The organism is Corynebacterium sp. c25Ua_47 (assembly GCF_039907205.1).
Taxonomy (GTDB): domain Bacteria; phylum Actinomycetota; class Actinomycetes; order Mycobacteriales; family Mycobacteriaceae; genus Corynebacterium; species Corynebacterium hiratae.
Window position 1 is genome coordinate 48,547 of sequence record NZ_JASBOH010000005.1, and the last position, 13,060, is coordinate 61,606.

At 62.7% G+C, this 13,060-nt stretch carries 13 protein-coding genes; 5 read left to right on the forward strand and 8 right to left on the reverse strand.

Features of this window, described 5'->3' with window-relative positions:
* Positions 1-61 precede the first annotated feature (61 nt).
* Entirely contained in the window at positions 62-697 is a 636-nt protein-coding gene (gene upp / locus QKE52_RS06035) for a uracil phosphoribosyltransferase (protein ID WP_347948386.1), read from the reverse strand.
* Positions 698-758: 61 nt separating this feature from the next.
* On the opposite strand from upp, the gene QKE52_RS06040 reads away from it, so the two are divergent.
* Genes QKE52_RS06040 through QKE52_RS06050 form a run of 3 tightly spaced genes read left to right on the forward strand, consistent with a single transcriptional unit; the run spans position 759 to position 3,156 of the window.
* Positions 759-1,043 (forward strand): hypothetical protein, encoded by a 285-nt coding sequence (locus tag QKE52_RS06040; RefSeq protein WP_071410180.1) that lies wholly within the window; start codon positions 759-761, stop codon positions 1,041-1,043.
* Positions 1,043-1,906, forward strand: a complete 864-nt coding sequence (locus QKE52_RS06045) for a C40 family peptidase (protein ID WP_347948387.1) — start codon at positions 1,043-1,045, stop codon at positions 1,904-1,906. The genes QKE52_RS06040 and QKE52_RS06045 overlap by 1 nt, the downstream gene beginning before the upstream one ends.
* 11 nt (positions 1,907-1,917) lie before the next feature.
* Positions 1,918-3,156, forward strand: coding sequence for a hypothetical protein (locus QKE52_RS06050; RefSeq protein ID WP_049157259.1), 1,239 nt, complete (start codon positions 1,918-1,920; stop codon positions 3,154-3,156).
* Between the two features lie 3 nt (positions 3,157-3,159).
* Here QKE52_RS06050 and QKE52_RS06055 read toward each other — a convergent pair whose 3' ends face one another.
* Positions 3,160-4,041 carry an adenosine deaminase gene (locus QKE52_RS06055; RefSeq protein ID WP_347948388.1) on the reverse strand — a complete coding sequence of 294 codons (882 nt, stop codon included), beginning with the start codon at positions 4,039-4,041 and terminating at the stop codon, positions 3,160-3,162.
* A gap of 39 nt (positions 4,042-4,080) precedes the next feature.
* Between QKE52_RS06055 and QKE52_RS06060 the strand changes: the two genes are divergently transcribed.
* Entirely contained in the window at positions 4,081-5,301 is a 1,221-nt protein-coding gene (locus tag QKE52_RS06060; protein ID WP_347948389.1) for a serine hydrolase, read from the forward strand.
* Here the strand turns inward: QKE52_RS06060 and QKE52_RS06065 are convergent.
* The 6 genes from QKE52_RS06065 to QKE52_RS06090 form a co-directional block, all read right to left on the reverse strand.
* Positions 5,276-6,016 carry an RDD family protein gene (locus QKE52_RS06065; protein WP_347948390.1) on the reverse strand — a complete coding sequence of 247 codons (741 nt, stop codon included), beginning with the start codon at positions 6,014-6,016 and terminating at the stop codon, positions 5,276-5,278. The genes QKE52_RS06060 and QKE52_RS06065 overlap by 26 nt on opposite strands.
* A gap of 4 nt (positions 6,017-6,020) precedes the next feature.
* On the reverse strand, positions 6,021-7,103 hold the full coding sequence (locus tag QKE52_RS06070) for a YhjD/YihY/BrkB family envelope integrity protein (RefSeq protein WP_049157256.1): 1,083 nt from the start codon (positions 7,101-7,103) through the stop codon (positions 6,021-6,023).
* A gap of 75 nt (positions 7,104-7,178) precedes the next feature.
* Positions 7,179-8,213 carry a tryptophan--tRNA ligase gene (trpS, locus tag QKE52_RS06075; RefSeq protein WP_070511442.1) on the reverse strand — a complete coding sequence of 345 codons (1,035 nt, stop codon included), beginning with the start codon at positions 8,211-8,213 and terminating at the stop codon, positions 7,179-7,181.
* A 48-nt stretch (positions 8,214-8,261) separates the two neighbouring features.
* On the reverse strand, positions 8,262-8,453 hold the full coding sequence (locus QKE52_RS06080) for a hypothetical protein (RefSeq protein ID WP_049157254.1): 192 nt from the start codon (positions 8,451-8,453) through the stop codon (positions 8,262-8,264).
* A 65-nt stretch (positions 8,454-8,518) separates the two neighbouring features.
* On the reverse strand, positions 8,519-9,418 hold the full coding sequence (locus tag QKE52_RS06085) for an exodeoxyribonuclease III (RefSeq protein WP_347948391.1): 900 nt from the start codon (positions 9,416-9,418) through the stop codon (positions 8,519-8,521).
* A 10-nt stretch (positions 9,419-9,428) separates the two neighbouring features.
* Complete coding sequence (locus tag QKE52_RS06090) at positions 9,429-10,664, reverse strand: MFS transporter (protein ID WP_347948434.1); 1,236 nt, start codon at positions 10,662-10,664, stop codon at positions 9,429-9,431.
* A gap of 182 nt (positions 10,665-10,846) precedes the next feature.
* On the opposite strand from QKE52_RS06090, the gene QKE52_RS06095 reads away from it, so the two are divergent.
* Positions 10,847-13,030 carry an NADP-dependent isocitrate dehydrogenase gene (locus QKE52_RS06095; RefSeq protein WP_347948392.1) on the forward strand — a complete coding sequence of 728 codons (2,184 nt, stop codon included), beginning with the start codon at positions 10,847-10,849 and terminating at the stop codon, positions 13,028-13,030.
* Positions 13,031-13,060: the final 30 nt, after the last annotated feature.

Sequence of the window (13,060 nt, forward strand, 5' to 3'; positions counted from 1 at the left end):
AGTTAGTCGGGCAGGTCACGCGCCAGATATACTGAGCGGTCTGCCCCGCCCGATGGTTTCGCTACAGGTCGATATTGCGGGGACCGTAAAGGCGATCGCCGGCATCGCCAAGGCCCGGGACGATGTAGGCGTCCTCGTTGAGGGAGGGATCAATCGCTGCGGTGACCAAGCGGACTGGCAGCCCCGAGTTGGCCAGTGCATCAACGCCCGGCTGCGCGGAGACCATGCAGATTGCCGTGATGTCGGTAGCGCCGCGATCTGCCAGGAGCTTCAGGGAGTGCAGGAGGGAACCACCCGTGGCCAGCATTGGATCAACCACGAAGACACTCCGACCGCTGAGATCCTCCGGCAGGGCTTCCAGGTAAGGCACCGGCTCGTGGGTTTCTTCATCGCGCGCCATGCCAATGAAGCCCACCTGGGCATCCGGGATCATGGACAGTGCCGGATCAATCATGCCCAGGCCAGCGCGGATAATGGGCACGATGATCGGAGGATCCTGCAGGCGAGTACCGTCGGCCATGGCGACGGGTGTGACGCACTCAAAGTGTTCAACGGGCAGGTCGCGCGCCGCCTCATAAACAAGCATGGTGCCCAGATCTCGCAAGGCAGCGCGGAAGGCGGCATTGTCGCTGCGGGCATCGCGCATGAGGGTCAGCCGGGATGTGGCGAGGGGGTGGTCTACTACGTGGATATCCATGTCCTTCACTGTATAAGAATTGGTCGGGAACCGATCAGCGGGCGGTGAAGTCTAATAAGGCATGACTAGCTTCGATACTTTCACCATTGATACTGAACACACTCGCCGCTTAGCCCACGAACTTGCCGCTGTCTCTCAGGACTCCCCCGCTCCTTCTCCCGAGCTACCGATAGAGCCGGTCGTGGACGGCTTTAGCAGTGCGTTCAACGCCGCCATGGAGAATCTCACAGCACGCCTTGCCCAGGTCAGGGCCGATGCCGGAGCGGTGGCAGAGTCCAGCTTCCGCATGGCGCGGGAAGCCGAGGAGACCGATAGTGGCCTCGCGAGCGCGTGTGGAGGTCTGTGATGTTGGAATCAGCGATAGCTCAGATTGCGCGGATGCAGCCGGCGCAGCTTCCCGACGTCTCCCTGCCCACTGTGCCCGATCTCACTGCCGCGGGACCCCTCGCGGAGATAGCGCACGGTGATCCGCGAGCGCTGTTGGACACCGCCCGCCAAGCCACTGAGGATCTCTCCACGGCCCGCTCCGCTCTGGCTTCCGCGCGCGGGCTGATTTCAGCGGCCGTCAGGGAACTCATCGGACTGGGCTTCGAGCTACTCCAGCGCGGTTTACCTATAGCTCTGGGGTTGCTCATTCCGAACCCGGCGGCACAGGCCGCGGCACGCTCAGCTTTGCAGGCTCTCGCTATGGAGTACGTCGGCAAGGCACTGCAGCGCTTGAAGCACTTAGCCGGCGAACTTCTGCAGGCGGCGGCTCCCCTCGTTCCCATCGGCCAGCGCGCGGTCCAGCCTTCGGTGCGTGGCCCCCAAGAAGAAAACATGGCGCGCCACGCGCTCGTCGCTCCGGCGGCGGAGAACGGGGCAACCACGCAGGGACAGGCCGCAGCACAAGCAGCGCTATCCCAGGTGGGGACTCCTTATGGGTGGGGAGGAACCGGCAACGGTAGTTTCGACTGCTCAGGACTCACCCAATGGGCCTGGCGCCAGGCCGGCGTGGAACTGCCGCGCACCGCTGAAAGCCAGACCGTGGGCCGACAGGTCAGCGCGGAGGAGCTGCAACCCGGTGACCTCATCGTGTGGGATGGGCACGTGGCGATGTACTCCGGCGACGGGCAGATGGTGGAGGCCGGAAGCCCCGTGCAAACCAATCCATTGCGCACCAACAACATGGGGATGGCTTTCAAAGGCTTCTGGAGGCCCACAGGGTAGACTGTTTCCCCATGAACACCCGCGCTATTGTCCCTATCCAACTCTCCCTTTCCGAGGGCGATTTTTATACCCTATGGGCGCCAAAGTGGCGCCAGAACGGCTCCGAGTGGCAGGCCTTTCTCGGTGATGACGAGTCTGTCCTGCTCTTTAAAACGGAAGCCGAAATGCTGTGCTTCCTTGAGTCGGGGACGAAGCATGACTTGCTCGATCACCCCAAGTGGGAAGTGTTCAACTCCCAAGCGGCGGACCGCGTGGTTCCTGAGAAGAAGCACGTGTACGACCTCGTCGGGATGCCGAAGTACCTCGCTGGCCGCCCGAGCCACGAGAACGTCTCCACGGTCGCGCGCTGCTTGGAGATTGCGCACTCGCTGGCAGAGGTCAGCGGCGCCGAGCACACCGTCATCTTTTTCGCTTCGCACTCCATCCTGCGCAACCCTGCCCGCGGTGCCGATCACTACGCCGGCGACCAGGGCATGAGCGAGTGGTCCGGCGTGGGCCGCGTTATCCACAGCAACTGGCGCGCAGTGATCGAAGACCTCGACAAGGTGGTCAAGGTCGTTCCTTCTTCTGATTTCACCCAGGATGCAACCACGAGCGCCGCCACCCGCATTTCCTCCGCCACCGAAGCGGCGGAGGAAGCACGCAAAAAGGCCGAAGAAGAGCGCAAGGCCGCCGCACAATCGGCAGATCCTTATGACAGCTCCCCGTGGGCAGCCGCAGGCATCGACCCGGTAAAGATCACCGCCGACCAAAGGACTGTCTACACCCTGCGCACCTACCTCGACGGCAAGCCAGTGTTCCTGGGCAAGTGGGGCGAGATCTTCACCTTCCCCAGCTCCAAGGTGCTCGTGCGCTGGATCATGGAAAATGACGACCACGACTTGGCCAAGGTCTCCACCTGGGAAGAGGTCGTTGCCGCGGCGAACGCTGGTGAGCTGGAAGTCACGGTCCACCCGGATAACCAGTACAACTTCAACGGCATCGTGCGTGACATTGAAAAGGGCCCGGAGGCGGTCGATACGGATCAGATGGGTCGCTGCTACGAGGTCTGCGCTGATGCCGCCGACTGGTCCGGGGATGACTCCATCAACTCCTACATGCTGCAGAACCCGCGATTCCAGGACTACCTGGGCTACATGCTCGGCTCCACCGAGCACGCAGGCTACGTTCCCTCCAAGCCCTACACCGAGCACGCGGAGTCCTGGAAGGGCCTAGAGGAGATGCTGACGAAGCGCTTCTCCCGCTTTTAGTTTCTAGTCGGAGGACTCAGTCTCTTCTTCCGCTTCTTCTTCTGTCTCGGAAGCGTCCTCCGCGAATTCCGGATCCGCCAGTTCCTCATAGGCGGGCAGAATTTCCTGCTCGATGAGGCGCTGGCGGTCTTCTTCACTGGCAAAAGAGTTCTCAATCGCCTTGATAGTGAGATCGAAGAACTCCTCCAACCCATAGCCAAAGGTCTCGCTCAGGGCCAAGAAGACGTCGCTGAGTTTCTCGCCCGCCACCGAGCAGGTAAATCCGAGCTGTTGCAGCAGCGGCAGAGGGTGATCAGCCAGCTCCTCTATCGGCATTTCCTCCAACGGCGCGAAGGTCAGCGCGATGTGGCGATCCCGCACCCACGCGGATGCCTTGCCAGGGCGAACGCCGTCGAGATCAGCGCTGAAGTCATCGACGAGATCAGTGGCGTGCACAAGGCGTGTCGCACCCGCCTGCACAGCCGCCACGGCATCCTCATAGGAGGCAACGTCCCGCTCCCACGGGATGAAATCTGCGCGGAGCTTCTCAGCCGCAGACAACTTTGTCAGCGCAGCACCGGCAACGCCTTCGCCTACATCCCAGCTATTGGCATCGCCCTCAACGATGAGGCGAGCATCAATTCCGGGAACGTCGAGTCCTTCCTGCACGGCGGCGAGGGCCTCGGCCGCGTCGAAGGGGAAGACGCTGGGGCGCAGGCGGAGCTCGGCGTAGACCACGTGGTCGTCGGCAAGCGCCTGCACAACAGCGTGCGTGGCCGCGCGGAGCTCCTCTGGGGTGGAAGCATCCGTGGGCAACGGCGCGAAGAGCGTCACCTTGGGCAGGCCGACGAAAATCTCGGCGCCGGAGTCTTTATTTTCGGGGCTAATCAGAGGTGCGTCATGCATGAGGATCATCCTAGGACGGGGTCTAGGATTAAGCACGCTATGAAACATGTCCCCGCGATCCTCACTGCCCTCGCCCTAGCCGCCACCCCGCCGGCGTTCGCAGAGGAGGAAGAGTCAACGTCGCCCACGCGCACCACCGCGCCGGATACCGACTCCTGCCCGCACTCCCTCGTTCCCGAGGAACCATCCACCACCTCCGAGCGTCTCTCCCCCGGCCAAGTCGCGCCCACTCCCCTTCCCGCTGTTGCAGGCGCTGCGTGCGGCGTGACCGCCCCGCGCGGTTTTCGGGTCAATAAGGACGTCGTGGCCTCGGCGTGGATGGTCAGTGACCTGGACACCGGCGAAATCATCGCCATGAAGGACCCCAATGGGCGCTACCGCCCCGCCTCCATCATCAAGGCGCTGCTGGCGCTCGTGGTCATCGAGGAACTCCCCCTCGACCAGCGCATCACCGCCACGCTTGACGACGCCTCCATCGAGGGCTCCGCCGTAGGCCTCGGCCCTGATGGAGTCTACACCGTAGAGCAGCTTCTGCAGGGCCTTCTCATGGCTTCCGGCAACGACGCCGCGCACGCCCTCGCCCAGGCCATTGGCGGGGACGATGAAGCATTGGCAAAGGTCAATGCGAAGGCACAGGAGATTGGCACGCGCTCGACGGTAGCGGCGAGCTACTCGGGCTTGGACGCGGCAGGTATGTCGACGTCCGCGGCGGATATCTCGCTGATTTACCGCACGGCTTTTGCCAACGACACCTTCGCGCGCATCGTCGACACCGAGCACGTGGAGTTTCCCGGCTGGGGTGACATGCCTGGCTATGAGCTGTGGAACGACAATGGGCTGTTCCTCAACGACCCGGATGGCATCGGCGGCAAGACGGGCTATACCGAGGACGCACACCATACCTTCGTCGGCGCGATCAACCGCGATGGGCGCCGCCTCCAGGCGGTTCTCCTCGATACGACCGTCGAGCATGGGTTCCGCGCCTGGGAGCAGGCGCAGATGCTTCTCGACGAAGCCTCCGACGTCCGCTCTGGCGATGGCGTCGGGCACTTAGATGACTTCGCAGCTGGAAAGGAAGAGCCCGCGGAGTCTGCGGTTACGAGCCCGGCTCCCACCACCCCGGCTGCGCCCGCCACCGCGGAGGTGGCTGCGGAGTCTTCGTCCTTCGAAGGCTCGCAGGGCTGGATTGGCTGGATGGTGGCGGGGCTCGTCGCGCTCCTCGTCGTAGTGGTTGCTACTTTTTCACTACTTCGGCGTTAGCCATGATGTCGTGCTGGCCGCGTAGATTGTTCTTGGCCCCAATCGTGGTCACCACGTAGAGGGCACCGAAGAAGGCGATCAGCGGCCCGATGAGCGGCACGAGGGAGGCCACGCGCCACCAGTTGCGCCTAATGCTCTGCTGCCAGGTGAGCTTCTCGTGCGTCGTGACATCACACACGGTGTACCCGCCGATGAGCTTCGCGGGTGTTGCGCCAGCGAGGACCTCGAAACAGATGTAGTAAGCCACCGTGAAAATGCTGGAGATGCTGACGATCCACACCGAATTATCATCCGGGTTGGTAAAGCCAAAGCCGACGATGAAGGACACCACGAGGGCCGCGAGGAAGTAGTCAATGATGGCCATGAGCACGCGGTTGCCGGGAGAGGCGCGCCGCGCATCATCGCGGGGCGGAGTTGACGTTGGGGCGTGCGCGCTCTCACCCCACCGGCCGGTAGTCGCGTAATCCTCCAGCTGCGCCCACGTGAGCTGGGCGCCGGACTCGACCTTTTGGTCATAGCTTGCGCGGGAAGCGGGCTCGCACAGAATGCGGGAGGCAACGGCAAGCTCCTCGCGCTCTGGGGCTTCGGGGAGGTAGCCGAGGCCTTCGAGGTGAGCGTCGGCAGCCGCCAGCTGCACGCCCAGTTCTCGTGAGGTCGCGCGCGAATCGAGTCTGAAGTGCTCGTACAGGTTCGGGGCAAAAGACGCTGGTAGCATCGGCCTACTTTCGGCGCAGCAGGGCCCAGGCACCAGCTGCGGCTGCGCCCAGGGCGGCACCGGCGCCCAAGGTCACGCCCGGGTTCGGGCCCTGGCGGATCTCGTTGCGGACGCGGATGACAGCCTGGTCTGGGACGGGCGGTACCAGCAGCTCGAGGGATTCTTCCGTAGTGGCCGTCCACGCGGAGACGTACAGCACGACGCGCCAGACCAAGTACATGACCACCATGAGGACGATTACGGGGCCGAACACGGCGCCTGCCGGGTTGCCCGCCGCGGAGGACATGATGACGGTGGACAGCTGCTTGATTACCTCAAAGAGCACCGCACCAATGGCCGCGCCCATCAGTCCCGACTTGGTGGGCACCTTGGTGCGCGGCAGGAAGGCCACCATCCACCAGAAGACGAGGAAGTTGGCGATAAGACCGATCACGATGCCGGCAACAACCAGCACTGCGCCCATGCCGGGGAAGGACTCGATGCCAACCCACTCGAAGATCTTCTGGGTCAGGCCCGAGGAACCCGCCGCCGTCACACCGAAGGCGATAACCATGGCCACGAGCAGGCCAATAAGGCCCAGCAGGTCGCTGAGCTTCTTGGTCACAAAGTTGCCCGGGGCGTCAGTCGGATCCTGCATCCACATCGCCGAAATACCAATCCGCAGGTTGTTCATCCAGCCCAGCCCGGACCACAGGGTAGTCAGGCCACCGATGCCGTACATCGCGCCACGCTGTTCAATCGCGGTATGCAGAATCTGCGTAATCGAATCCCCCAGATCACCAGACACGGAGTTCGCGATCTGCTCCTCCAGTTGCTGCATGAGATCGGGGCGATTGGCCAACACTGTGGCGATGGCTGCCACCGTGAGCATGAAGATGGGGAAGATAGCCAGAACCGAGAAATACGTAATGCCGGCCGCGAACTGGTTTCCGCCTTGGCTACCGTAGCGGTCCAGCATCTTCATGATGTGGTCGATAAAACCGGACTTCTCGCGGACTTTATCTACCGCGCCCGGCTCATCGGCATTAGCACGCTCGATGCCGTAGTCATCGGTCTTCTTCTCATCGGGTTGAGTCGTTGGCGCCACAGGCTTTCCCCTTTTTTATGAATTACAGAAATAAGTTACAGAGTCCTCTACACAGTCTTCATCATGCTAACCAACTCAGCCGCGGCGCGCGGGGAGGAAGCCCACCGCCTCGTAGACCTTGTCCACGAGCGGGGAGGCGATCTCCGTGGCGCGCTCGGCGCCCTGGGCCAAGATGCGCTCGAGCTCGCCGCGGTCTTCCATGAGCTCGTCGTAGCGTGCCTTCAGCGGAGTGGTGAAGGCCTCCAGCGCTTCTGCTGTGTCCACCTTCAGGTGGCCATAGCCCTGGCCCGCGTACTTGTCCACGAGGTTCGGGATGCTCTCACCGGTCAGCGCAGACTGGATAGCCAGCAGGTTGGACACGCCGGGCTGCTTCTCGCGGTCGAAGGCCACCACGCCGAGGTCATCGGTCACCGCGGACTTAATGCGCTTAGCGGAGGTCTTGGGAGCATCGAGCAGGTTCACGATGCCCTTCGGGTTTGCCCCCGACTTCGACATCTTGGACGTCGGCTCCTGCAGGTCATAAATCTTGGCCGAGCCCTCCGGAATGAAGGCCTCCGGCACGCGGAAGACCTCGCCGTACTTGTTGTTGAAGCGCTCCGCCAAGTTGCGGGTGAGCTCGAGGTGCTGGCGCTGGTCCTCCCCCACCGGCACGTAGTGCGGGGAATACAGGAGGATGTCCGCGGCCATCAGAACGGGGTAGGTAAACAGTCCCACGGACGTGCGGTCCTGGCCTTGCTTGAGGGACTTGTCCTTGAACTGGGTCATGCGGGAGGCCTCGCCGAAGCCGGTCAGGCACTGCAAAACCCACGTCAGCTCCGCGTGCGCGGGGACGTGGGATTGTACGAAGAGGGTCGATTTCGCCGGATCGATGCCCAATGCGATGAGCTGCGCGGCGCCCGCCACGGTGCGGTGGCGCAGCTCCTCCGGGTTCTGCTCCACCGTGATGGCGTGCAGGTCCGGGATGAAGTAAAAGGCCTCGTGCGAGTCTTGCAGGTCAATCCACTGCTTGAGCGCACCGAGGTAGTTACCGAGGTGGTAGGAGTCCGCCGTGGGCTGGATGCCAGAAAGGACTCGAGAAGCGGAGGTCGATGCAGAAGTGGAGTCAGTCATGGTTGACTACTCTACTCTGCCGCCTCCCGCGGGGAGGCGGTGCGTCGATTAAATCTTGCGGGAGGTCGGGCTAATGACGTCCATCATGACGGCGAAACCGGCCACCATGAACGCGCCGCCAACGCCCTGGAGGACGATCGGGCCAAGGAAGGCAAAGGACGGTCCGACGATGGTCCACCACCAGATACCCAGGGCAAGCAGAATAGCGCCGAGGACAAAGTAGATGATTGCGCGGGTCATGAGCATCTCCTGCGAAATAGAAAAGGACGTTAAGACGGGATTATCGTACCACTACTTGAATTCGGCTACTTGTACTTCACCAGAAGAGGAGAGTGATCGGACCAGCGCTCCTCCACCGTCGGCGCCTTCTCCACCCACGTGCGCTGCGCGCGCTCCAGCATAGACTTCGTGGCCGCTTGATAATCGATGCGCCACCCAGCGTCGTTATTGAAAGCCTGGCCGCGGTAGGTCCACCAGGTATAGGGCCCCTCAGCCTCCGGGTGCAGGCGCCTGGCGACGTCAAACCACTGCGGGTCCGCGGCCGCCTCCCAGGCGGTCTTGGTCTCATAATCCACCACGCCGAGCCAATCCCCGAGCCCCTTCTTCTCCTGCGGCTGCGCATCCGGGAAGGAGCCAAAGACGCGATCCATGAAAGCGCGCTCCTCCGGCAGGTGGCCGGACTTCTTCTCGTTGGGCTTGTTGTTCTTCAAGTCCTGGGCGCGGTGGCAAATATTCCAGTCGCCGCCGATAACGGCCTCCGGGTAGGCCGCAGCCATCTCATCTAAAACTTCAGAGAATTCATCCAAGAAGAGGTACTTCTCATCCTGCTTCGGCGAATCCACATCGCCGGAGGGCAGATACAAAGAGGCCACGCGCACGCCTTCCACGGTGGCAGCAATGAAGCGGCCGGATTCGGCGAAGGAGCCGAAGCCCACGGAGACGTCGCCAAGCGCATGCTTCGATAAGATGCCCACGCCCGCGCGGCCCTTGGCGGCGGATTCGGCCTGCACCAGGTTCCATCCGGCCTCCAGAGCCGGGGCCAGGGCCTTCTGGGTCTGCTCGGGGTTGGCTCGCACCTCCTGCATGAGGACGACATCGGCGGAGGTGGTATCCAACCACGCGTTCATCCCCGGGTTGTTCTCATTGCGCTGTTTGCAGGCCGCGCGGATGCCGTTGACGTTGACGGAGGCGATGGTGAAACTCATGCCGGTCAGTCTAACTCTGTTCAATAATCTTCACGGAAGGGCCCCGGCGGCGCTTGTCCCACATGGTGACGACCCAGGTGATGCAGCCGGCCACCGCCAGGCCTGCACCTGCCAGCGCGGTGGAATTATAGGAATACCCAGCGCCCACGACCGCACCGCCGATGGCCGCGCCCGCCGCATTGGCGATGTTGAGGGCGGACTGATTCAACGCCGCCGCGAGGGTCTGCGCATCCCCCGCCACGTTGACCAGGCGCAGCTGCAGGGAGGGCACGAGAATGGAACCGAAGAAGGCCAAGACACCAAAGGCAATCGTGCCCGCCCATGCGTTGTGGGCCAGGAAGTAGAAGGCCACGGACACACCGACCATGCAGATGAGAGCAAAGATGATGCCGAATTCCAGGTTTCGGTCCGCCAGCGCACCGCCGGCGACGTTGCCGACAGTCATACCGATGCCATAGGCCATGAGCACAATCCACGTGTGGCTCGGGTCCATGCCGGCGACCTCCGTCATGGTCCACGTGATGTAGGTGTAGACGGCAAACATGCCACCGAAGCCGACGGTGCCGAGGAATACGGTGAGCAGGACCTGGCTGTTTTTCAGCGCGCCGAGCTCGGTGAACATATCCGTTTCCGGCATGCGCGTCATGTGCGGGAAGAGGAAAAAGAGCAGGACCATCGTGAGCCCCGCAATGGCCACGACCACAAAGTACGCCGCATGCCAGCCCAATCCTTGGCCTAGGGCCTGGGCCGCGGGCACACCGATCACGGTGGCGATGGACAGACCCATGCCCACCATCGACATGGCAAACCCTTGTTTGCCCGGTGGCGCCATCGATGCCGCAGCCAGATTAGCTACGGAAAAGTATGCGCCATGCGGCAGACCCGCGATGAAGCGCGCCACCAGCAGGACGCCGTAGTTCGGGGCCAGGGCTGTCAGCAGGTTACCCACGAGCAAGAAGGCGATGAGCAGGATGATGAGGCGGCGGCGTGGGAGCTTGCCTGTAAGTGCGGCGATGACTGGGGCGCCCACGACGACACCGAGCGCGTAGACGGAGATGACTACCGACGCCGTGTCTTCCGTAATCCCGAAATCATCCGCGATGAGCGGCAGCAGGCCCATGGAGGTGAACTCCGTGGTACCGATGGCGAAAGCACCCAGCGCCATGGCAATCATGACGATGGTGCGGCGCGTCGCGGAGATTTCCGTCTGGCGTGGGACGGGGCGGCGTTGGATACGGGTATTCATCGGTTTCACGTGGGCAGACCTTAGTACTTCCCCTCCCGAGCTCGTAAGTCCAGCCGGAAAGGTTGTGCCAAGTACACAGACTTCCCCCGCTGGTGGTGCGAGTCACAGGGGGACCGGCACCGCGAGAAAATAAGACAGGTATCCTGTGAGGTTGAACAGTTTTCAACTTCTTTAGGAGAACCATGGCAAAGATTATCTGGACCCGTACCGACGAGGCGCCGTTGCTGGCGACCTACTCCTTCAAGCCCGTCGTGGAGGCCTTCGCGTCCACCGCAGGCATCGAGGTGGAAACCCGCGACATTTCCCTGGCCGGCCGCATCCTGGCCCAGTTCCCGGAGCGCCTTGGTGACAAGAAGGTCTCCGATGCCCTGGCTGAGCTCGGCGAGCTGGCCAAGACCCCGGAAGCTAACATCATTAAGCTGCCGAACATCTCCGCTTCCCTGGTGCAGCTGAAGAAGGCTATTGCTGAGCTGCAGGCAGACGGCTACGACCTCCCGGAGTACGAAGAGGCTCAGGAGAAGTACGACGCAGTCAAGGGCTCCGCCGTCAACCCGGTTCTGCGTGAGGGCAACTCCGACCGCCGCGCCCCGATTGCGGTCAAGAACTTTGCTAAGAAGAACCCGCACAAGATGGGCGCGTGGTCCGCTGATTCCAAGACCAACGTGGCCACCATGGACGCTAACGACTTCCGCCACAACGAGAAGTCCGTCATCATGCCGGAGGAGGATACCCTCTCCATCGTTCTGAAGACCGCCGAGGGTGAGCAGACCCTGCTGGAGAAGCTGCCGGTGCTCAAGGGCGAGGTTATCGACGGCACCTTCATGTCCGCCAAGGCACTCGATGAGTTCCTCAAGGCGCAGGTTGCTCGTGCCAAGGAGGAGGGCGTTCTCTTCTCCGCTCACCTCAAGGCCACCATGATGAAGGTTTCTGACCCCATCATCTTCGGCCACGTCGTGCGCGCTTTCTTCGCTGACGTCTTTGAGAAGTACGGCGAAGAGCTCGAGGCCGCTGGCCTCAACGGCGAGAACGGCCTGGGTGCTATCTACGAGGGCCTGGACAAGCTGGAGAATGGTGCTGAGATCAAGGCTGCCTTCGACGCCGCGCTTGTCGACGGTCCTGACCTCGCCATGGTCAACTCCCACAAGGGTATTACCAACCTGCACGTTCCGTCTGACGTCATTATCGACGCCTCCATGCCGGCCATGATCCGCACCTCCGGCCACATGTGGAACAAGAACGACGAGGAGCAGGACACCCTCGCCGTCATCCCAGATTCCTCCTACGCCGGCGTCTACCAGGCCGTGATCGAGGATTGCAAGGCCAACGGCGCTTACGACCCGACCACCATGGGTACCGTCCCGAACGTCGGCCTCATGGCACAGAAGGCTGAGGAGTACGGCTCCCACAACAAGACCTTCAAGGTCCCGGCTGCGGGCACCGTCGAGGTCCGCAACTCCAAGGGCGAGGCCCTCATCTCCCACGACGTCGAGGCCGGCGACATCTGGCGCGCCTGCCAGACCAAGGACGCCCCGATCCAGGACTGGGTCAAGCTGGCTGTCAACCGTGCTCGCCTGTCCGGCATGAAGGCTATCTTCTGGCTCGACCCGGAGCGCGGCCACGACGCCAACCTCATCGAGCTGGTCAAGAAGTACCTGCAGGATCACGACACCGAGGGCCTCGACATCTCCATCGAGGACCCGGTCACCGCGACCAAGATCTCCGTCGAGCGCATCCGCAAGGGCGAGGACACCATCTCCGTCACCGGTAACGTGCTGCGTGACTACAACACCGACCTCTTCCCCATCCTCGAGCTGGGCACCTCCGCCAAGATGCTGTCCGTGGTTCCGCTCATGGCTGGCGGCGGCCTGTTCGAGACTGGTGCCGGCGGCTCCGCCCCGAAGCACGTCCAGCAGGTTCAAGAGGAGAACCACCTGCGTTGGGATTCCCTCGGTGAGTTCCTGGCTCTGGCTGAGTCCTTCCGCCACGAGCACAACACCAACGGCAACGCCAAGGCTGGCGTGCTGGCTGCTGCTCTGGACAAGGCCACCGAGACCCTGCTGGATGAGGGCAAGTCCCCGTCCCGCAAGGTCGGCGAGAACGACAACCGCGGCTCCCACTTCTTCCTGACCCTCAACTGGGCCAAGGAGCTGGCTGCACAGTCTGACGACGCCGAGCTGGCCGAGGCCTTCAAGCCGGTTGCTGAGGCCCTCGAGGCCAAGGCAGGCGAGATTGAGCAGGCGCTTCTCGACGTCCAGGGCTCCCCCGTCGACCTCGGCGGCTACTACGCCCCGAACGAGGAGAAGCTCAACGAGACCATGCGCCCGGTTGCTGCCTTCAACGAGATCATTGATGGCCTGAAGAAGTAGTTCGGCGCTTCTCCTCTAGCCCCCACCGGC